This window comes from Mesorhizobium sp. M2A.F.Ca.ET.042.01.1.1 (assembly GCF_003997405.1).
Lineage (GTDB): Bacteria > Pseudomonadota > Alphaproteobacteria > Rhizobiales > Rhizobiaceae > Mesorhizobium.
Genome location: NZ_RZRX01000106.1, coordinates 1 through 20058 on the forward strand (window position 1 = coordinate 1; position 20058 = coordinate 20058).

General features: G+C 64.9%; 16 protein-coding genes and 1 pseudogene. 3 read left to right on the forward strand and 14 right to left on the reverse strand.

Going from position 1 to position 20058, the window contains the following annotated elements; all coding sequences use genetic code 11:
- A pseudogene (locus tag EOA23_RS17510) lies at nucleotides 1-765 on the forward strand (alanine racemase); the annotation flags it as partial.
- Nucleotides 766-774: 9 nt separating this feature from the next.
- On the forward strand, nucleotides 775-1518 hold the full coding sequence (locus tag EOA23_RS17515) for an ATP-binding cassette domain-containing protein (RefSeq protein WP_126081858.1): 744 nt from the start codon (nucleotides 775-777) through the stop codon (nucleotides 1516-1518).
- A gap of 20 nt (nucleotides 1519-1538) precedes the next feature.
- Here the strand turns inward: EOA23_RS17515 and otsB are convergent, their stop codons facing one another.
- From otsB to EOA23_RS17565, 10 genes are all read right to left on the reverse strand, one after another.
- Nucleotides 1539-2321, reverse strand: a complete 783-nt coding sequence (otsB, locus tag EOA23_RS17520) for a trehalose-phosphatase (RefSeq protein WP_127305050.1) — start codon at nucleotides 2319-2321, stop codon at nucleotides 1539-1541.
- A complete protein-coding gene (locus tag EOA23_RS17525) occupies nucleotides 2318-4111 on the reverse strand; it encodes a trehalose-6-phosphate synthase (protein ID WP_127305051.1) in 1794 nt (597 codons plus the stop codon). The genes otsB and EOA23_RS17525 overlap by 4 nt, the downstream gene beginning before the upstream one ends.
- Before the next feature lie 252 nt (nucleotides 4112-4363).
- Nucleotides 4364-6526, reverse strand: coding sequence for an amylo-alpha-1,6-glucosidase (locus tag EOA23_RS17530; RefSeq protein ID WP_127305052.1), 2163 nt, complete (start codon nucleotides 6524-6526; stop codon nucleotides 4364-4366).
- Nucleotides 6527-6677: 151 nt separating this feature from the next.
- Entirely contained in the window at nucleotides 6678-7736 is a 1059-nt protein-coding gene (locus tag EOA23_RS17535) for a glycosyltransferase family 4 protein (RefSeq protein ID WP_127305062.1), read from the reverse strand.
- Nucleotides 7737-7975: 239 nt separating this feature from the next.
- Complete coding sequence (locus tag EOA23_RS17540; protein ID WP_127305053.1) at nucleotides 7976-9319, reverse strand: sorbosone dehydrogenase family protein; 1344 nt, start codon at nucleotides 9317-9319, stop codon at nucleotides 7976-7978.
- Complete coding sequence (locus tag EOA23_RS17545) at nucleotides 9306-9758, reverse strand: DUF2231 domain-containing protein (protein WP_126059930.1); 453 nt, start codon at nucleotides 9756-9758, stop codon at nucleotides 9306-9308. Before EOA23_RS17545 ends, EOA23_RS17540 begins: the two co-directional genes overlap by 14 nt.
- 165 nt (nucleotides 9759-9923) lie before the next feature.
- Complete coding sequence (gene fghA, locus EOA23_RS17550; protein WP_127305054.1) at nucleotides 9924-10757, reverse strand: S-formylglutathione hydrolase; 834 nt, start codon at nucleotides 10755-10757, stop codon at nucleotides 9924-9926.
- 109 nt (nucleotides 10758-10866) lie between these two features.
- The gene (locus tag EOA23_RS17555; protein ID WP_127305055.1) at nucleotides 10867-12015 is read right to left on the reverse strand and encodes an alpha-hydroxy acid oxidase; all 1149 of its coding nucleotides are present in this window, start codon (nucleotides 12013-12015) and stop codon (nucleotides 10867-10869) included.
- Nucleotides 12016-12019: 4 nt separating this feature from the next.
- Complete coding sequence (locus tag EOA23_RS17560; RefSeq protein WP_127305056.1) at nucleotides 12020-13111, reverse strand: isocitrate/isopropylmalate dehydrogenase family protein; 1092 nt, start codon at nucleotides 13109-13111, stop codon at nucleotides 12020-12022.
- 27 nt (nucleotides 13112-13138) lie between these two features.
- Complete coding sequence (locus tag EOA23_RS17565; RefSeq protein ID WP_127305057.1) at nucleotides 13139-13882, reverse strand: glucose 1-dehydrogenase; 744 nt, start codon at nucleotides 13880-13882, stop codon at nucleotides 13139-13141.
- Between the two features lie 142 nt (nucleotides 13883-14024).
- Between EOA23_RS17565 and EOA23_RS17570 the strand changes: the two genes are divergently transcribed.
- Nucleotides 14025-15521 (forward strand): aldehyde dehydrogenase family protein, encoded by a 1497-nt coding sequence (locus tag EOA23_RS17570; protein WP_127305058.1) that lies wholly within the window; start codon nucleotides 14025-14027, stop codon nucleotides 15519-15521.
- A gap of 15 nt (nucleotides 15522-15536) precedes the next feature.
- Here EOA23_RS17570 and EOA23_RS17575 read toward each other — a convergent pair whose 3' ends face one another.
- The 4 genes from EOA23_RS17575 to EOA23_RS17590 all read right to left on the reverse strand — a co-directional run.
- On the reverse strand, nucleotides 15537-16433 hold the full coding sequence (locus tag EOA23_RS17575) for a LysR family transcriptional regulator (protein WP_127305059.1): 897 nt from the start codon (nucleotides 16431-16433) through the stop codon (nucleotides 15537-15539).
- Nucleotides 16434-16536: 103 nt separating this feature from the next.
- The gene (locus EOA23_RS17580; protein ID WP_127305060.1) at nucleotides 16537-18033 is read right to left on the reverse strand and encodes a sugar ABC transporter ATP-binding protein; all 1497 of its coding nucleotides are present in this window, start codon (nucleotides 18031-18033) and stop codon (nucleotides 16537-16539) included.
- A 3-nt stretch (nucleotides 18034-18036) separates the two neighbouring features.
- Nucleotides 18037-19131: an SMP-30/gluconolactonase/LRE family protein gene (locus EOA23_RS17585; protein WP_127305061.1), complete on the reverse strand. Its 1095-nt coding sequence runs from the start codon at nucleotides 19129-19131 to the stop codon at nucleotides 18037-18039.
- Nucleotides 19128-20058, reverse strand: a 931-nt coding sequence (locus tag EOA23_RS17590) for an SMP-30/gluconolactonase/LRE family protein (protein WP_145966435.1), incomplete at its 5' end; no start/stop codon positions are given. The genes EOA23_RS17585 and EOA23_RS17590, both read right to left, overlap by 4 nt.

A 20058-nucleotide genomic window follows, 5' to 3' on the forward strand; every position in this document is an offset into this window, starting at 1 on the left:
GTCCAGCACCTGCTCGCCCGCATCGCGGCCGAAGGTGATATTTTCTACCGCGGCCATGAAGGCGGCTTCGACGCCGGCGATGTTGTGGCCGTCGCGGATCGACTGGACGCCGTTCCGGGCGGCCGCTTCGCCGGCATCACCACCTTCCCTGCCCTGCTCTTCGACCATGCCGCGCGCAAAGTGCTGCCGACGCCCAATGTGGCGACGCTGAGCAAGGCAGCCGAGGCGCTCGCCAAGGCGGGCCGCAAGCGGGTCGAGATCAACGCGCCGGGTACCACGTCGAGCGTCATGCTGGCCGCGCTGGCGGAAGCCGGCGCCACGCAATGCGAACCCGGCAACGGCCTGCACGGCACCACGGCGCTGCATGTCATGGAAGACCTGCCGGAACTGCCTGCCGTGCTCTACCTCACCGAAGTGTCGCATCTGTCGGGCGGCAAGGCCTACTGCTTCGGCGGCGGCTTCTATATCGATCCGATCTTCCCGGACTATGACGTCAAGGCGATCGTCTCGGCCGAGCCGACCACCGCCGCGTCGGCGCTCAGAAGCGTCGAAGTGCCGCCGCCTTCGGCGATCGACTACTACGCCATGATCGACGCCGCCGGCGCAAATGCGCCGAGGCCAGGCGACAGCGCCGTCTTCGGCTTCCGCGGCCAGGCCTTCGTCACCCGCGCCTATGTTGTCGGCGTCTCAGGCATCTCGAAGGGCAAGCCTGTGGTTGAAACGATCGAGAACGGTTTTGGCGAGCCCTATGCCTGGCCCGTCTAGGAGAAAACCATGAATGCGAGCGCCCCCATCCTTCAGCTTCAGGACATCCGCAAGCATTTCGGCGGCCTCACCGCGATCGAGAACTTCTCGCTCGAGGTCTTTCCTGGCGAGATCGTCGCGCTTGTCGGCGACAACGGCGCCGGCAAGTCGACGCTGGTCAAGATCATCTCCGGCGTGCATCCGCCCTCCTCGGGCACGATCACGATCGAGGGCAAGCCGGTGACGATGTCGAACGCGACGATGGGGCGCGCGCATGGCATCGAGGTTGTCTACCAGGATCTCGCTTTGGCCGACCAGCAGACGGTCTATATGAACATGTTCCTCGGTCGCGAGCCGCTGAACCGCTTCGGCCTGCTCGACCGCCGCCGCATGATCGACGAGACGGAAAAACTGGTGAAGGAGCTCGACGTGCGCATCCCTTCCGCGCACGCCACCATCCGCGACCTCTCCGGCGGTCAGCGCCAGGGCGTCGCGATCGCCAGGGCGACGCACTGGGCGAGCAAGCTGATCCTGCTCGACGAGCCGACGGCCGCGCTCGGCGTCGCCGAGACCGCCAGGGTGGAGGCGATTGTCCAATCGCTCAAGCAGCGCAATGTCGGCATCCTGATCATCAGCCACAGCCTCGATCAGGTGTTCAAGCTGTCGGACCGCATCTGCGTCCTGAGGCGCGGCAAGCAGATCGGCGTGCGCGAGACCAGGAAGACCGACAAGAACGAGATCATCGCGATGATCACGGGCCTGCAGCAGCAGTAGCTGCGGAGTAACTAGCCGGTTTAGGCAACGAGATTGCGGCTGGACGCCTGCGCGGCAGGCGCCGCAAAATTGGCTTCGAGCCAGGCTATGGCGCTCGCGACATCCTCGATGGCGAAGCGGGCGGCAGTCTGGCCCTGCGGCTTCACGCGGATCGAGATTCCGCCCGCGGCGTTGACCGTCTCGAAGCCATTCTCGTCGGAAGTGTCGTCGCCGAGGAACACCGGACGCCTGCCGGTGAAGGGATCGAGCTGCATGAAGCGCCGGATCGCGGCGCCCTTGGCGGCTTCGAGCGGCATCAGCTCGACGCCGGCATTGCCGGCGATCACGCGGTAGCCCTTCGGCAGGCGCTCAAGCGCAGCCTCGACCAGCTCCGTCGCCCGCGCCAGAAGCTGCGGCGCGGCCCTGGTGTGGATCGCGAGCACCGGCCCCTTGCGCTCGACATAGACGGCCTGGCTTGCCAGCTCGAGTTCAATCTCGTCGGCAAGCGCCGCCATATCCGCCGGCTCGTCGGCGGCTTCGATCGGTCCGTCCGGCGCTAGTCTGTGTTCCAGCCCATAGAGGCCGGCGATCCTGAGCTTCAACGGATCGAACAGATGGTCCACGGCTGCGATGGAGCGCCCGGTGATGAAGGCGAGCGCGCCGTCCAGGCGCCGCTCGATCGTCTGCAGGAGAACGCGCAATTCCTCGCTGACCGAGACGGCGTCGGGATGCGCCGCGTGCTCCAGCAAGGTGCCGTCGATGTCGAGGAAAAGCGCCCACCGTCCCGCGGGAAGCGGCGGGGTAAGGTCTGCCTGAATGTTCATCTAAATCCCACTGCCTGTTTGCGTTCGAACATGGACACGACATTGTCGCCGGTGGGGCTTGCCGGCCGCTCGTATAAGGCGGTGACCCGATCCAGGTCGCCGCGCTTCCTCAGCCGCGCCGCGTCGAGCAGCATGCTGCCGGCCCAGCGATAGACATTGTTGTCGCGCACGATGTCGCGCATGCGCCGCATGCGCTCGTGCTGCTCGTCCGGTCCCATGGTCAGCGCCTGCAGCATCGCCTCGCTCATCATCGCCGCGTCGTAAGGATTGACGATCAGCGCCTCCAGAAGCTCGCGCGAGGCGCCGGCGAAGGTGCTGAGCAAAAGCACGCCCTGCTCGTCGTCGCGCGACGCGACGAATTCCTTGGCAACCAGGTTCATGCCGTCATGCAGGCTGGTGACGAGGCAGATGTCGGCGGCGCGATAGAGTTCATAGACCGCCGCTTGCGAATGGTGCTCGGCCACCATGACGACCGGCCGGTAGGATTCGCTGCCGTAGCGCTGGTTGATCTCCTCCGCGTAGCGCAGGCATTCCTCATGCAGATGCTTGTAGGCCGGCAGCGTGCCGCGGCTCGGCGCCGCGACCTGCAGGAAAACGACTTTGCCTACCATCTCGGGATGGCGAATAAACAGCTCCTCCAGCGCATGGAAGCGATCGAGAATACCCTTGGTGTAGTCGAGACGCTCGACGCCGACGCACAGCTTGGCGCCGACTGGAATTCTGAACCGCTTGCGGACGCGCGTCCGGCATTCCTCGACGCTGGGCAGGGATTTCAGGAGCTCGACCGGCCATTCGATCGAAATCGGATAGGAATGCACCAGCGTCACCTGGCCGCCATAGGAAATGGCGGCATCGGCACGCTCGATACGGCTTTCCATGAAGCGGTCGACGCTCTCGGTGAAATTGTTGGCGTGGAACTGGGTGTGGAAACCCACGATCGAGCTGCCGAGCAGGCCATCCAAGATGCGTTCGCGCCAGGGACAGATGCTGAACACCTCCGAGTTCGGCCAGGGGATGTGCCAGAAGGTGATGACGATCGCCTCCGGCAACCGCTCGCGGATCATGCGCGGCAAAAGCGCGAAGTGATAGTCCTGGACGAGCACGATCGGCCGCTCGTTGCGCGCCTCGGCAACCACCGTGTCTGCGAACTTGCGGTTGACGGTTTCATAGGCCTCCCAGTCCGACTCGCGAAAAATCGGCCGCGTGAAGGCGATATGGCAGAGCGGCCACAGGCCTTCATTGGCAAAGCCGAGATAGTAGCCCTGATATTCGTCGTCGCTCAGCCATACCCGCCGCAGCGTATAGGACGGATTACCGGGCGGGACCTGAACCCGGTCGCCCTTGTCGACCATCCGGCGGTCTGCGCTGCCGCCGCCATAGGCGATCCAGGTGCCGGCGCAGGCGCGCGTGATCGGCTCCAGCGCCGAGACCAGACCGCTTGCTGGGACAACGAGCTCGACGCCGCCGTCTCTGGTCTCGTTGTGGATATACGGTTCGCGATTGGAGACGACGATCACCTGCGCTTCCGGCAATTCGTCGGCAAGGATCTTGCGCAGGGTGTCGGGCGACCATGAGACCAGAGCCGCATCGACCGACTGCCCGTTCTTCTCGAATTCGCGCAGCACCTTGCGCGCGGCTTCGGTGGCGGAGTCGTCGCCGGAACCCGGCACGGCCGACGCCATCGGGTTGTTGCGACGGTGTCGGGATATCGAAATGATAATCGCTAATGCGGACAGTCCGAGGCTTGCGAGAATAAGGACTAGTAGCAGGTCGGCGCCGTATTGTGTCATTGAAATGCCAGGTTGCCTCCGGCCGTCCGTTCATTGTTTTCGTTCTTGCCGGCCGCGGACGGGCAGACCGGCTTAAAGCATGTCTCCCGAAAGTGGGAACCGGTTTCGGGATAAAGACATGCGTAAAATCAAAAACCTAAAGCGCATGGAGCGAATCTGAAAGATCGCGACGCGCTTTAGGTCTGCAACGCGCGAACCAGCGATCAGTTCCGACATATTTCGATTGTTGGACGCGGGGTTGTGGCGCTTTGTTTACGTTCGCACGATGAGCGGAACCTGGCCTTCATGTCGGTCGGACAGGAAGGCGGCAACGCGGTCGCCGACCCGTTGGAAGGTGAGATCGATCGCTTTGTCGCCGACCGCCAAGTGCCTGATCATGAGCGTATCGATGCCGATCGGCAGCCTCGGACGCGTGACATGCAATTCGCCCTTCCAGCCATCGATCTCCAGCCCGAGGCATGCCTGCATCAGCATGAAGGTGGAACCGGCCGACCAGGCCTGCGGCAGGCAAGCCACGGGATAGGCGATGGGCGCCTCGCCCGGAGCCCGGGCGAAGCCGCAGAACAGTTCCGGCAGCCGCATGTTGAAATGCACGGCCGACTCGAACGTGCCGCTCATCAGCCGCACCACGCTGTCGCGTTCGCCGTAGCGCGCCAGGCCGACGCCGCAGAGCGCCGTATCGTGCGGCCAGATCGACCCGTTGTGGTAGGACATCGGGTTGAAGAACACCGCGTCGTCGGCAAGCGTCCTCAGCCCCCAGCCGGAATGGAAGGAGGCCGATAGCAGCTGGTCGGCGACCAGCCTGGCCCGCTCGGGCTGCGGCAGTCCGACGAACAGCAGGTGCCCGGCGTTCGACGTTCGGACCTTGCAGGGCTCGCCCTCGCCATCGATGGCCAGGGCGTAGAAATTCATGTCGTCGAGCCAGAAGTCGCGTTCCACGGCGACCCGCATTTCCTCGGCGCGGTTCTCCCAGTGCTCGGCGTCGGCGAATTCGCCGCGGCGGCGTGCGAGCGCCGCCATACCCCGAAAGGCGGCGAAGACGTAGCCCTGCACCTCGACGAGCGCGATCGGCCCTTTTGGAATGCGGCCGTCGGCGTGGAACACCGAATCGAAGCTGTCCTTCCAGCCCTGGTTGGCAAGGCCGGACTCGGCGGCGCGCTGATAGGTGACGAAGCCGGTGGCGCGGCTCGCCTCCTCCGTCCATTCGGCGGCGGCCTTGAGCGAAGGCCACAATTTGTCGATGAAGGCCATGTCGCCGGTGCGATCGGCATAGGCGGAAGCCAGATGGATATAGAGCGGCGTGGTGTCGACGCCGCCATAGTAGCGCCCGAAGGGAAGCTCGCGCAGCGCCGCCATCTCACCCTTGCGCGTCTCATGCATGATCTTGCCGGGTTGGGAATCCGAAAAGGGCGACGTTTCGGTCGCCTGGTGCTCGGCCAGAAAAGCCAGCACGCCGCGCGCCAGCCCGGGATTGAGCCAGAGCATCTGCAGGCTGGAGATCACCCCGTCGCGGCCGAACGCCGTCGAGAACCAGGGGATGCCGGCATAGGGATAGGGCCCGGTCGCAAGCTCGGTGGTGAGCAGCGCCACGTCGGCGCGGGCACGCTCGACCCAGTCGTTGAAGACGCGACCCGAACTGTGCACCGTAGCGCCATGACGCCGCTTGGCACGCATGCCGAAGCGGGCCCGTGCCGCCGCGGCGCGGAAACGGTCGCGACTGGGAGCCTCGGAGACTTCCGGTCCGACTTCGACATAAAGCACTTTCTGGCTGCGCTTGGTCACCGCGATCAGGAAGTCGGCGCGGTTGTCGCTCAATTTGTCGGGGGCCTGCGAAAAGGAGATCGCCGACAGCCGTGGGAGCCCGTCGAGGCCATCATAGCCGAGCATGACGGACTCCTTTTCGGTCTTGGCGACATGTGTCGTGCCGCGCTTCACCCGCGTCGAGCCGCGCACCTCGAACATGTCCCGGAAGTCGGCGGCGAAATGCAGCGAGACGGTGATGGTCGAATGCTCGCGGCTGTAGTTGGACAGCGTGATGCGCTCGAACAGCCGGTCCTGCCAGATCAGCCTGACCCGTTCGATATGGATCGCGCCTTGCGGGATGTCGCGGCCAACGGCGCTCTGGATCGGCAGGTTAGTCAGGTTGGACGTGAACAGCACATTGTCCTGGCTGAGCGAGGCGCCGAGCAGTGACATCTGCCTGCCGCCGATGGTCAGCCGAAATTCCGAGAGCACGCGCGTGTCGTCGCGGAAGAAGCCATCGCCCGAGCCCCTGATGTCGCCATAGGCGTCGGCGACGGCGAAGCAGTCGCCCTGCTTGAGGGCGAAAAGCCGGTGCGGTTCGCGCGGCGCGGTCTCGTCGAGTGAAGAAAGGGCTACGGCAGGATCGAGCTTGCGCTCGTCGAGTTCCGTCATTCGTCACCTCTTCGTTTGCTCCGCCCTAAAGCATGATGCCGAAAAGTGTGAAGCGGCTTTCGGACGACATTATGCTCTATCTCTTTGATTTAGAGCCAGATTGAGATTTTAGGTCGAACAGACCTGAAATCATCGGCTCTCGGGATGAAGGTCAGGAGGCCTTGGCCTCCGGCATGCCGGTCAGACGCATATAGGCAGCAAGATAGTCGCTTGCCATTCTTGTCGCCGAGAACCTTTTCTCGAACGCCGCCCTCACCTGCCGCCGGTCGAGATCGAGAAGCGCCGGCATCGACGCGACCGCGGCGTCGACGCTGTCCACGACGAAACCTGTGATGCCGTCGTCGACGATCTCCGGCAAGGCGCCCTGGTTCCAGGCGATCACCGGCGTGCCGCAGGCCATGGCCTCGATCGCGACGAGGCCGAACGGCTCCGGCCAGTCGATGGGAAACAAAAGACCCGCCGCGTTGCCTAGGAATTCGGCCTTCTCGTCCTCGGTGATCTCGCCGACATAGTCGATGCGGTCGCCATCGATGAGCACCTCGATATTGTCGCGGAAGTAGGCGCGGTCGTCGTCGCCGATCTTGGCCGCCAGCTTCAACCTCAACCCGCACCGTCGCGCGATCTCGATGGCGCGGTCCGGCCGCTTGTCGCGCGACAGGCGCCCGAGGAAGGCGAGATATGGTTCTTCCGCCTGCGGCTCATAGGTCGGTTGGTAGGCGTCGAGGGGCAGTCCGTGATGGATCGTGGCGAGCCAGTTCGCGTCGGGCAGACCGCGCTTCTGACTGTGCGAAATCGAGATCATCGGGAAACGCGGGAAGCGCTTATAGGCCGGAGCCAGGTCGACATAGTCGAGCCGGCCATGCGGCGTCGTCACCGTCCGCCCCGCGAGTTCTTCGAAGAACGGAAAATGCAGGAAGTGGCTGAGATGGAAATGGATGACGTCGAACTCGCGGGCGCGCTCGCGAACCTCGGCAAGCATCGCCAGATGCGCGGCGATCTCCGATTTCTTCGGCCGCGGATCGAGACGTATCGCCTGGTCACGCGCGGGCACCAGCCTGGCCGACGTCTCGCTGTCGCCACTCGCGAACAGCGTGACATCGTGGCCGAGCTCGACCAGCGCTTCGGTGATGTAGAAGACGATCCGCTCGGTCCCGCCATAGAGTTTCGGCGGCACCGATTCATAGAGCGGCGCGACATGGGCAATGCGCATCGGGTCCCTCGGCTGTTGACGCGAAGCAAAATGCGTCAGCCGCCAGATCGTTCCTGCCCAATTGGTCGAGGTGCCGTTGGCCGCCGATCTTGCCGCGCCGCGCTTTGCCCAGGTCTCTGCGCCAGACGCCACAGTCTCCTGCGCGGGATCCCACTGCTTCCAGCCGGATTATCGCGCCTCCACGACACCTGTTCAATTGATCGGCCAGGCCGGACGGTAGTATGGAAGGATGCCTTTCCTCACGTCGATCCCGGCGCCGCGGTGACACGCCACACCGTGTTGCCGACATCGTCGGCAATCAGCAGCGCGCCGGATTTATCGACGGCAACGCCGACCGGGCGACCCCTCGCCTCGCCCTTGTCGTTGAGGAAGCCGGTGACGACGTCCTGCACCATGCCGTTCGGATGCCCGCCGCTGAACGGCACGAAGACAACCTTGTAGCCATTGAACTGGGAGCGGTCCCAGCTGCCGTGCTCGCCGACAAAGGCGCCGCCGCGATAGGATTGCGGCAGGTTGCTTGCGGTGTAGAAGGCGAGCCCGAGCGGCGCGACATGCGAGCTCAGCGCATAGTCCGGCGGGATGGCCTTGGCCACCATGTCCGGGCGCTGCGGCATCACGCGCGGATCGACATGCTGGCCGTAGTAGCTGTAGGGCCAGCCATAGAAGGCGCCGTCCTTCACCGACGTCATATAGTCCGGCACGAGGTTCGGGCCGAGCTCGTCGCGCTCGTTGACCACCGTCCACAGCGCCTTGCTCTCAGGCTCGAACGACAGGCCGTTGGGATTACGCAGCCCGCTGGCGAAGATGCGCGAGCGGCCGGTGGCGCGGTCGACCTCCCAGATCGCGGCGCGATCTTTTTCGGCCTGGATGCCGTTCTCGGTGATGTTGCTGTTCGAGCCGACGCCGACATAGAGCAATGAGCCGTCTGGACTCGCCACCAGGCTCTTCGTCCAGTGGTGATCGATCGGCCCGCCCGGCAGTTCCGTCAGCACCTTGCCCGGCGCCGTGATCTTTGTATCGCCCGGCTGGTAGGGGTAGCGCACGATCGCGTCCGTGTTGGCGACATAAAGGTCGTTGCCGACCAGCGCCACGCCGAAGGGCGAATTGAGATGGTCGAGGAACACGCCCTGGTAATCCGGCTTGCCGTCGCCATTGGTGTCGCGCAGCAGCGTGATGCGGTTGCTCGGCCCGGTGTCGCCGCCGGAGGTCACCCAGCTTTCGACCCAGCCCATGACGATATCCTTCGGCCGCTTGACCGATGCTTCATCCGGCGCCTTGGACTCCACCACCAGTATGTCGCCATTGGGCAGCACGTAAATCGAGCGCGGATGCTGAAGTCCCTTGGCCAGCGCCTCGATCTGCAGACCCTGTGCGACGGCCGGCTTTTCATTGTTTTTCCAGCCGACCACCGAGGCCAGATGCATTGGCGGGAACAGGTACTGATTTATCTCCGGCAGTTTCGGGTTCGGGCCGATCTGCGCGTTCGGATCGGTGTTGTCGTCGCTGCAGCCGGCAATGCTCAGCGCCGCTGCGCAGCAGAGCGCCGCGGTCGGCCATCTTATCGCGCAGTCAAACCGTCTCATCGGCCACTCCTACATGATGGCGATAGACCAGCGCCCAGCCGAGCCAGCCGGTGAAGAGCAGAATGATCACCACCAGCGCCGACAGGATCAGTCCGGTCGGCACGACGGACGTCCAGGCATCGCGCGTGTGGATCAGCATGTTGAAGAAGGACAGAACGAGCGCGACGAGGTTGCCGGCCATATGCAGCCATGCCGTCGGCTGGGCGCGTATCCTGCGGCTGCCAAGAAAGTCGGTGAGCCCCGCTATGGCGGCCAGGATACCGACGATGACACCAACGGTCAGGAGCCAGGCCGAGAAATTGGCCCAGGTCATTTCGGCCGTCCGCCAGTAGGCGATGTCGGTGAGCAAGGTCCCGACGAAACAGGCGATCGGGATCGTGACGAGCATGGGATGGATGGGATGGCCGGCTATGCTTGCCGTGGATCGCGGATTGTCCATGCGCAAGCTCCTTTCCGCGCTGCTGCTGGGGCTTAACAGCGCGAAAAGAGGAATGTTCCGCCGGAAATACGAGCGCTCACCGGAAGGTGAACGCCGATATCCCTTCAGTCACGGGTGACCCGGAATGGACCGTTCGATTGCGGCGGGGTCCGCATTCTGCGGATGTCATTTAAGACGGCTGGCATGCCACTTCAGATGATCGTCCATGAAGGTCGAGATGAAATTGTAGGAATGGTCGTAGCCTTCCTGCATGCGCAGGGTCAGATCGATGCCTGCCTTCCCGCAGGCTTCTTCCAGCAGCCATGGCCGAAGGCCCTCCTTCAGGAAACCATCCGCCGTGCCCTGGTCGACGAGAAATTCCGGGAACCGCTTGCCGTCCTCGATCAGCAGCGTCGCATCATAGGCGCGCCAGCTCTTTTCGTCCGATCCGAGATATTTTTCGAAGGCCGGCCGCGACCAGCCGGCCGTCGAGGGCTGCACGATCGGCGCGAAGGCCGAGCAGCTCCGGTAGCGCTGCGGATTCTTCAGCGCGATCGTCAGTGCGCCGTGCCCGCCCATCGAATGGCCGAAGATTGCCTGGCGCGACATGTCGACCGCAAAATTGGCGGCGACCAGCGCAGGCAATTCCTCGGCGACGTAGGAGTACATGCGGTAGTTCTTCGCATAAGGCTGCTCGGTCGCGTCGAGATAGAAACCGGCGCCGCAGCCGAATTGCCAATTGTCCTTTTCGTCGGGAACGGCCGGTCCACGCGGGCTGGTGTCGGGACACACGATGACTAGCCCGAGCTCGGAGGCCAGGCGCCGGTACTCGCCCTTGTCCATGACATTCGCGTGCGTGCAGGTGAGACCCGACAGATACCACAGGACCGGGAGCCGCCCGTCCTTGGCCCGGGGCGGCACGAAGACGGCGAAGGTCATGTCGCAGGCGCAGGCCTCGGAAGCGTGCGTATAGACGCCCTGGATGCCGCCATGAGATTTGGAGGTGGAAACGACCTTCATCGGTTGCCTCTCGTTGGGAAATCCTGGCCCGGCATAACCGCCGGCCATGGTCGGCGCAACCTGGCGCCTCGGCAAACCACAGGTCTGGCGCGACAAAGGTTAGGTTCGGTTAGGCCGCAGGCGCAATCAGGTCTGGGCCGACTTGCTGAAAACCGGGCACTCCGGAAAGCTTCAGGCCGGAGGCGATTTCCTCGAGCAAGATATCCAGCACACGATCGACGCCAACCTGTCCTGCCACCGCGCCGAACAGCGCGGCGCGGCCGATGGCCGAAGCGGCCGCGCCGCGCGCTTTTGCCTTGATGACGTCCACGCCCGTTCGGATGCCGGAATCGATGAGGATCGGAGCCCGGCCGCCAACGGCCGCATGCACGGCGCTGGTCGCATCGATGCTCGCGACCGCGCCGTCGAGCTGGCGGCCGCCATGGTTGGACACCCAGATCCCGTCAGCACCCTCCCCGATCAGTCTCGCGGCATCGTCCGGGTGCAGGACGCCCTTGACGATCAGCGGCCCCTTCCACCAGTTGCGGATCGTGCGGAAGTCGTCCCAGTCGAAACCCGCGTAGAGATTGCGGCCGACGCGCGCTGCGATCGTCAGCCCCGCGCTGGTGTCACCGAGGTAACCACGGACATTCTCGAACTGAGGCAGGCCGCCGCGAAGCAGGCGAAACGACCAGGCCGGATGCGCCATCCCTTCGATCATGTGCCGCAAAGAAGGCCTGAGCGGGATCGAAATTCCGTTTCTCAGATCCTTCTCGCGCTTGCCGCCCGTCTGCAGGTCGACAGTGACGACCAGCGCCGAATAGCCGAACTCTTCAGCCTGCCGCACCAGCCGGCGATTGAATTCGAAATCCTTCAGCACATAGAGCTGGAACCAGAGGGGCCCCTGGACCGCCCTTGCCATCCGCTCGATGCCGGTCGTCGCCATGGTCGACAGCGTGTAGGGAATACCGCGGGCCGCTGCCGCTGAAGCAATGGCAATGTCGGCGCCGGGGCGAACGAGCGCGCAGGACCCCATCGGGCTGATCACCAGCGGCGTCGGATAGGTCTTCGACCACAAGGTGGTGGTGAGGTCGGGCCGGGATACGTCGGTCAGAACACGCGGCAGCAGCCGCATACGCTCGAAGGCGGCGCGGTTGTCGCGCAGGGTCAGTTCCTGGCCCGCCCCGCCATCGACGAACTCGAAGACCGATTTCGGCAGCCGGCGGCGCGCCAGCAGGCGGAAATCCTCCAACGAAACGCGGCGATCGAGCCGCCCCATCGCCTCAGGCCGCGAGCCGGTCGCAGACGTTCCCGGTGATCTCGGCGGTCGATGATTTTCCCTTCAGATCGGCGCTGAGCAGCCCGTTCGCCAGGCATGCCTCCGTCACGCGGCGGATCTGTTCGGCGGCCCTGCGCAGCCCCTCGTCGCCATGTCCGCGGCCAAGCCAGTCGAGCATCGCCGCCGCCGACAGGATCGTCCCGTAGGGGTTGGCGATGCCCTTGCCGGCAATGTCCGGCGCGGAGCCGTGGGCAGCCTGGAAGAAGCCATTCGCGTCGCCGACCTCGGCCGAAGGCGCCATGCCCATTCCGCCGACCGTCGCCGCCGCCAGGTCGGACAGAATGTCGCCGAACATGTTCTCGCTGACGATGACGTTGAAATGGCCGGGCTTCAGCACGAGATGCATGGCCATGGCGTCGACCAGCGCATGTTCCGTCTCGATGTCGGGATAGTCTTTCGCCACCTCGTCGAAGACGGAGCGGAAAAACGCGTAGCTGCGCAGCACGTTAGCCTTGTCGCAGCAGGTCACCCGGCGGATGCCGTCGCGCGGCGCGCCGTTCGACTGGCGCGCCAGCTCGAAGGCCTTGCGCACGATGCGCTCGATGCCGGCGCGCGTCTGCACGAGCGTGTCGACCGCCACTTGGCCGCGCAGCAACGCCCCTGCCCCGCGCGCCGCGTAAAGCCCCTCGCTGTTCTCGCGCAGGATGACATAGTCGATGTCGCCGGCCTTCACCCCGGCGAGCGGGCTCGTCACCCCTTCGAAGAGCCTGATGGGGCGGATATTGGCGTAGAGATCGAGCTCGAAACGAAGTCTCAGCGTGAAGTCGAGCCCCGCTTCCGTGCCGTCCGGATAGACCACGCCGGGCAGGCCGCCGGCGCCGTGCAGGATCGCATCCGCCGCCCGGCACGCTTCGAAGGTCGGCTGGGGAAAGCTCTGCCCCGTCTTCAGGAAATGCTCCGCGCCGGCCGGATATTCGGTGAAGCGCAACGGGCAGTCCGGCCCCAGTGCTGCCTTCACCACCTCGACGGCCGCGGCGCACACTTCGGGGCCGATGCCGTCGCCATGCACGACCGCGATCTGGTAGACATCCTTCATCGCCAATCCCTCAGGAACCGCAAATATTCAGATGCATTTGCCGCCGTCGACGTTGAGGTCGACGCCGGTGATCATGCTGGCTTCGTCGGAGCACAGGAACGCCGCGGCGTTGCCCATGTCCTGCGGCGTCGACAGCCGGCCGATCGGAATGGTGGCGACAACGCGGGCGCGGTTTTCCTCGCCGGAGCCGATGAAGGTGGACAGAAGCGGCGTGTCGCCGGCGACCGGATTGATCGCGTTGACGCGGATGCCGAACGGCGCGAGCTCCACCGCCATGGCGCGCGTGGCTGCGATCGCCCAGCCCTTCGAGGCGTTGTACCAGGTGAGGTTCGGACGCGGCGAGACGCCGCCCGTCGAAGCGACATTGAGGATGGCGCCTGCTTTGTTCGATTTGAAATGCGGCACCACCGCGCGGGCGCCGTTGTAGATCGAGCGCATGTTGACGTTGGCGATGCGGTCGAACAGGCCTTCGTCCATCGTCTCCAGCGGAAGCGGCGGCTGCGCCACGCCCGCATTGTTGACGAGTATGTCAAGCCCGCCGAAGACCGATCGCGCCAGGTCGGCGGCCGCGACAAAACTCTCCAGCGTCGAGACGTCGCCCGTGATTGGCCGCACCTTGTCGCCGGCTTCGCCAGCAACGCGCGAAGCCGCGGCTTCGTCGCGATCCATCAGCACGACGGACGCGCCTTCCTCGACGAATTTTCTGACGATGCCTTCGCCAAATCCCGACCCGCCACCGGTGACGATGGCGACCTTGCCAGCAAGTCTCATATCTGTTCCTCCGTTGCCGGCACCATCGGGGAAGACGCGCGCGTTGCACAGTCCGATTATCTGAACGCCCTTTTAGCTTTCCTTGTTTGAGGTCGCCCGAAGCGGGAGTAATAGTCGCCTCGGAATTCGTGAGGAGGAGACGATGACGCTGAACTTCGACCCGAGGGCGAAGGCCACGACGCTCTACCAGGGCGAATTCCGGCCGATGTTCATCGGCGGCAAGTGGGTCGCGGCGCAGTCCGGAGAAGAGATGCAGGCGCTGAACCCGGCGACGGGCGAGGTGCTGGCGACAGTGCCGCGCGGCGGAGCCGCCGATATCGACGCGGCGGTGGCCGCCGCGCGCGCGGCCTTCGAAGGCCCCTGGTCGAAATTCTCGCCCTACGAGCGGCAATGCGTGCTGCTCAGGATCGCCGACCTCTTCGAAAAACATTGGGAAGAGCTCAGCGTCTCCGACACGCTCGACATGGGGCTGCCGATCACGCGCACGCTGGCCAACCGCCGCCGGGTCATCGGCATGCTGCGCTTCTATGGCGGCATGGCGACCGCGCTGCACGGCGAGGCGATCGACAATTCGATCCCCGGCGAGATCGTCACCTTCACCCGACGCGAGCCGGTCGGCGTCGTCGGCGCGATCATTCCCTGGAATGCGCCGACCGCCGCCTCGGTCTGGAAGATCGCGCCGGCCCTTGCCACCGGCTGCACCGTCGTGCTGAAGCCGTCGGAAGATGCGTCGCTGACGCCGCTCCTGATCGCGAAGCTGATGCAGGAAGCCGGCGTGCCCGACGGCGTCGTCAACATCGTCACCGGAACGGGCGCCGAGGCCGGCGCGCGGCTGGCCGAGCACCCGGACGTCAACAAGATCGTCTTCACCGGCTCGACGCTGACCGGCCAGGCGATCGCCCGCGCCGGCGTCACCAATCTCAAGCGCGTCTCGCTGGAGCTCGGCGGCAAGTCGCCGATCATCGTCTGCCGCGACGCCGACATCGACAAGGCCGTGCCGGTCGCGGCAATGGCGGTGTTCGTGCATTCCGGCCAGATCTGCATCGCCGGCTCACGCCTGTTCGTGGCGCGCGAGATCCACGACGAGTTCGTGCGCCGGGTCGCGGAGTTCGCCGGCAAGCTGCGCATCGGCCACGGCATCGAGGCTGAGACCGAGATCGGGCCGCTGATCAACGCAAGGCAGGCCGGCAAGGTCGAAGGCTACATCAAGGCCGGCAGCGACGAAGGCGCCAGGCTGGTCGCCGGCGGGTCAAGGCTGACGGGCGAGCTCTATGACGGCGGCAACTTCATCGCGCCGACCGTCTTCGGCGCTGTGTCCGACAAGATGACGATCGCGCGGGAAGAAATCTTCGGTCCGGTCATTTCGGCCATGCCCTTCGACACGCTGGATGAAGCCGTGGCGCGCGCCAACGCGACGCCTTACGGCCTGGCGGCCGGCATCTTCACCACCAACCTCGGCACGGCGCACAAGCTCGCCCGCCACGTCAAGGCCGGCTCGGTCTGGGTCAACATGTACCACGCCATCGATCCGGCCGTGCCGTTCGGCGGCATGAAGATGTCCGGCTACGGCCGCGAAGGCGGTATCGAGCACCTGCACGAATATCTGGAGACGAAGGCGGTCTGGATCCAGACGGATTGAGCCGCTGCAGAACCGTCAGTGAGCCAGCTCGCGCAGATTGGTGCGGATCAGGTTCATCAGCTGCTCCGAAAAGGAGTGATGCACATAGCCGCGCGCGGTGATGATGCCGACGGCGCGGTGGGCGTCGCGATGGTCGATCGGCACCACCCACATACGCTCGTCATTGCGCGAGATCGCGATGCCCGGCACCACACAGACGCCAAGTCCCGACGACACCAGCGCCACCGCCGTCTGCGCGCTTTCGACTTCGTATTGCGGCTTGAGCTCGATCCCTTCCGCCGCCGTCAGCCGGTCGAGAAGGCCGCGAACCGCCGTCTTGCGGTTGAGCAGGATCAGCGGGAAGCGCTTGAGGTCGGACAGATTGAGCTTCTTCTCGCCGCCGTAGGTCTCCACCGGGATGCAGGCCATCAGCGGGTCGTCCAGGATCGACTCGAACTGGAAGTCGTTGAGGTTCGGCACTTCCGGGCCGAGATAGAACTCGACCTCCTGTTGCTGCAACAGGGCAAGCGCGGCCTGCGGCGGGGTTTCGATGACCTCGACGATCGAGCGCGGATAGCGCAATTTGAACGTCGCCAATATGTCGCCCAGCCGGCTCGCCGCCAGCGTTGGCGCGCAGGCGATCTGCACCTTGCCCTTGCGCCGCGCGGCGATCTCGGTCAGCCGGTCGAGGCTGGTCTGCACCTGCGACATCGCATTGGCGATCTCCTCGAACAGAACCTGGCCTTCCGGCGTCAGGCTGGCGCGCTGCGCCGTGCGGATGAAGAGCGAGATGCCGATCTGTTCCTCGAGGTCGCGTATCTGCATGGAAACGGCCGAAGGCGAGCGGTTGCTCTCTTCGGCCGCGCGCCGGAAGCTGCCGTTTTCCGCGGCAAGCAGGAATGTCTGCAGAAGTTTGAGATTGATGCTGGACATGTCCGCTCGGGCAGGTGATCTGGCCTCCTGACCTATTCAGACGCGGAAGCGATTGCAAGGCAATAGGGCCGTTCCAGGCCTTAGCCAGCAAATCTGTTCCGGTTCAATGAACGGCGGCGAACATCACGCGTTCTTCGGTTGCGTCCGACAGCATCATCTCCTCGACCACGCGGCCGCGCTTCACGACCAGAATGCGGTCCGAAACCGCAAGGATTTCCGGCAGATAAGACGAGATGACGACGACGGCCATGCCCTGATCGGCAAGATCGCTGATGAGCTGGTGGATCTCGACGATGGCGCCGACATCGACACCGCGCGTCGGCTCGTCGAAGATCACCAACTTGGGCTGCTGGATCAGCGATTTGGCGATCACGACCTTTTGCTGATTGCCGCCCGAAAGCTCGATCATCCTGGCGCGCTCGCTGATCTGCTTCAGCCTCAGACGCTCGCCCCATTGCTTGGCAAGCTCCCTAGCGCGCGTTAGGGACACGATCGACACCGGGTTGGATTTGTCGGTCAGTTCGCCGATCTGCAGGTTCTCGCCAGCCGTCATCGTCTCGAAGAAGCCGTCGAACTTGCGGTCCTCCGTCACATAGACGATGCCGTCGCGCACCGCCGGTCGCGGCACGCGATAACGCACCGACTTGCCGAGCAAGCGGATTTCGCCGCCGTGGAAGATGTTGCGCTTCAACAGGCCGGCAACGACCTTGGCCATCTCGGTGCGGCCGGCGCCGACCAGTCCGAACATGCCGGTGACCTGCCCCGAAAAGACGGAGAAGGACGAGTTGCGCACCAGGCCGGCGCAGGAGAGGTTCTCGACCGAAAGCACCTTGTCGCCATAGGGTCGCGCGGTGCGCTTGACCTCGCCATGCAGCGTTTCGGTGAGGGTCCGGCCGACCATGGCCTGCACGATCGAGGCGCGGGTGAAACCGTTGGCCTCGCCCGAAGCCACGATCTCGCCGTCGCGCATCACGGTGATCCGGTTGGCGACGGCGAGCGCCTCTTCCAGCGCGTGGGTGATGAAGATGATGGCGATGCCTTCCTTCACCAGCCGCTGCAGCAGGTTAAAGAAATGGCGTTTCTCTTCCGGCGTCAGCGTCGCGGTCGGCTCGTCGAAGATGATGACGCGGGCCTTGTGGTGGACGGCGCGGGCTATCTCCACCATCTGCTTGTGGGCGGCGCCCAGCGTGCTCACCTGCGCGGTCGGGTCGACCTGGAACCCCATGCCGGCAAGGAATTGCCGCGCCTGGATGTAGAGGCCGCGCAGCCGGTTGAACATCTTCTCCTCGCCGAGATAGAGGTTCTGAGCAACCGTCATGGCCGGCACCAGATTGGTCTCCTGGAACACCATGGCGATGCCGGCGCGCAGCGCCTCGGCGGGCGTGGCGAAAGACACCTCCTTGCCGTCGAAGAACAGCTTGCCCTCGGTCAGCTTGAACACGCCGGCCATGACCTTGGTCAGCGTCGATTTGCCGGCGCCGTTTTCGCCGAGCAGCGCGTGGATCTCACCCTTGCGCAGGTCGAAAGTCACGTTCCTGAAGGCGGGGATGCGCGAGAACGCCTTGGTCGCGTCCCTGAGCTCGATAACGTTATCCGACATCGCTTAACCCCGCTTGCCGCTGGCGGCCTTGGCCACGCGCACGATCCTCGACCCGCCGCGCGAGGCGACGAGCAGATCGTCGTCGACCTCGCAGGCGCTGATCGTGCCGTGCACCGTGCCGTCGGCCCGCGAATGGAAGCTCGACAGCGGCTTCATGTTCTGGTCGCAATGGACCACCAGCCCGTAGGACCTGGTGACCGCGTAAGGCTTCAGCACGTTCATCTGCTTGAGCTGGCTGCCCTGCATCGGCTCGCGGTAGTCGCGCCACGAGCTGAGCGACGGCGCCATCCAGTAGGCTTCCGGTATCTCAACCAGCATGCGCTTGCGAAAAGTCTCCTCGCGCAGGATGAACTCCACCAGCTGGTTGCGCACGGAATAGAAGGTCAACCAGTAGCCGGCGTTGAAGGCGGGCGCGATGCGCGCCGGATAGGCCGGCAGGTGTTCCAGCACCGGCGCCGTCGCCTTGCCGGCGAGATCGATCGCCAGCACGCGATGGCGCCAGGCCTCGGTGACGTAGACGCGGTTTGACCCGGTGGTGGCGATGCCGGCCGGCCAGGCGAGGCCGTCGCGGATCAGCTCCAGCCGGCCGCTTTTCAGGTCGAGGCGCCAGACCGAGCCGGAAGCGTTTTTCTGCATCAGGTCGCGGCGCCAGGCGCCTGCCGGCAGCGAGGCCGAGCCGTTGGCGACCAGCAACGTGTTGCTGTCGAGGAAAGTCAGCGCGGTGACGCAGGACAGTCTGTGGGCCTCGTCGCCCGTCGCCTGCCGCCCGTCATGCAGGCCGCCGCGGATGACGACGCCCTTGCCGTCGATGGCCAGGGCGGTCATGCCGCGCGCATGGGCGAGCGCGGTGATCTCGCCCGGGAATTCCTGCAGGACCTCCGCCTTGCCGTCGGCGTCGAACCGCGTCAGCCGGTTCGCGCTGCTCGCCAGCATGCCCTTTTCGGTCCGCACCAGATTGTCGGCCTCAGCGAGGCCTGCGAAGAGCTCCGCCTCCTCAAGGTCCTGGTTGGGCAGCAGCGGCCCGTCGAGCGTCGGAACGGTCACCGCCCAGTCGCCACGGCCAAGGAAGCGATCGAAAAACCGGCTCACGGCGCTCATGGCTTTTTGCCCCAGTAGGAATCCGAGCTGAACCAGCTGGGGTCGGAGCCCTTCAGCGGCAGGGTTCCCATGCGGTTGTTGAAGATGCCGCAGAGATAGAGGATGCCTTTGTGCTCGCGCATCGAAGTGATCATCGGATGCTTCTCGCCGGCCTGATCCCACAGGCTTTCCAGGATCTGGCCCTTCTCGTCGAAGCGCAGCACGCAGCCGGTATTGAGGTTGGGCATCAGCCAGGCATCCTCGGACACGCGCCGCGCCATGCGGCGGCGGAAGCCCGGCATTTCCAGCGACAGGTCGAGCGCCGGCGTGCGCATGCCCATCAGCGCCAGCCAATAGGTGCCGTCGGAGGCGCGGTTGATGTTGTCGGGATAGCCGGGCAGTCCCTCGATGACCCGCTCCACCTTGCCCTTCTTCGGACCGTCGAAATAGTAGCGGCTGATGCGGCAGGCCCAGCTTTCCGCGAACAGCACCGACTGGCCGTCGAAGGCCGTGCAGATGCCATTGGGGAAGACCAGGTTCGACAACAGCGTGCGGGTCGAGCCGGACTTGGGGTCGTGGACGATGATGCGCCCGTTGCCGCGGCTCTCCAGCGCGTCCGCATACCAGTCGTGCATCTCGAAGCGCACCGTGGCTTCGGAAAAGACGATGCGGCCGTCTGGGAGGATGTCGCAGTCGTCAGCAAGCTTCATGGTCGAGTCGTCGACGACCGATGTCAGCGAGCGGTTGGTCTCGGCGGTGAGCAGCTTCACCTCGCCCGCCGGCGAGACCTGGTAGAGGCCCATGCCGGCGACGCAGATGACGAGATTGTCGTCGCGGTCGAACGCCATGCCAAGCGGCGAGCCGCCGATATGAGCGAAGACTTCGCTCTCCGTGTAGTGCGGCGGCTGGAAGCGCAATATGTCGCCCTGCCGGCTGCCGGTATAGAGC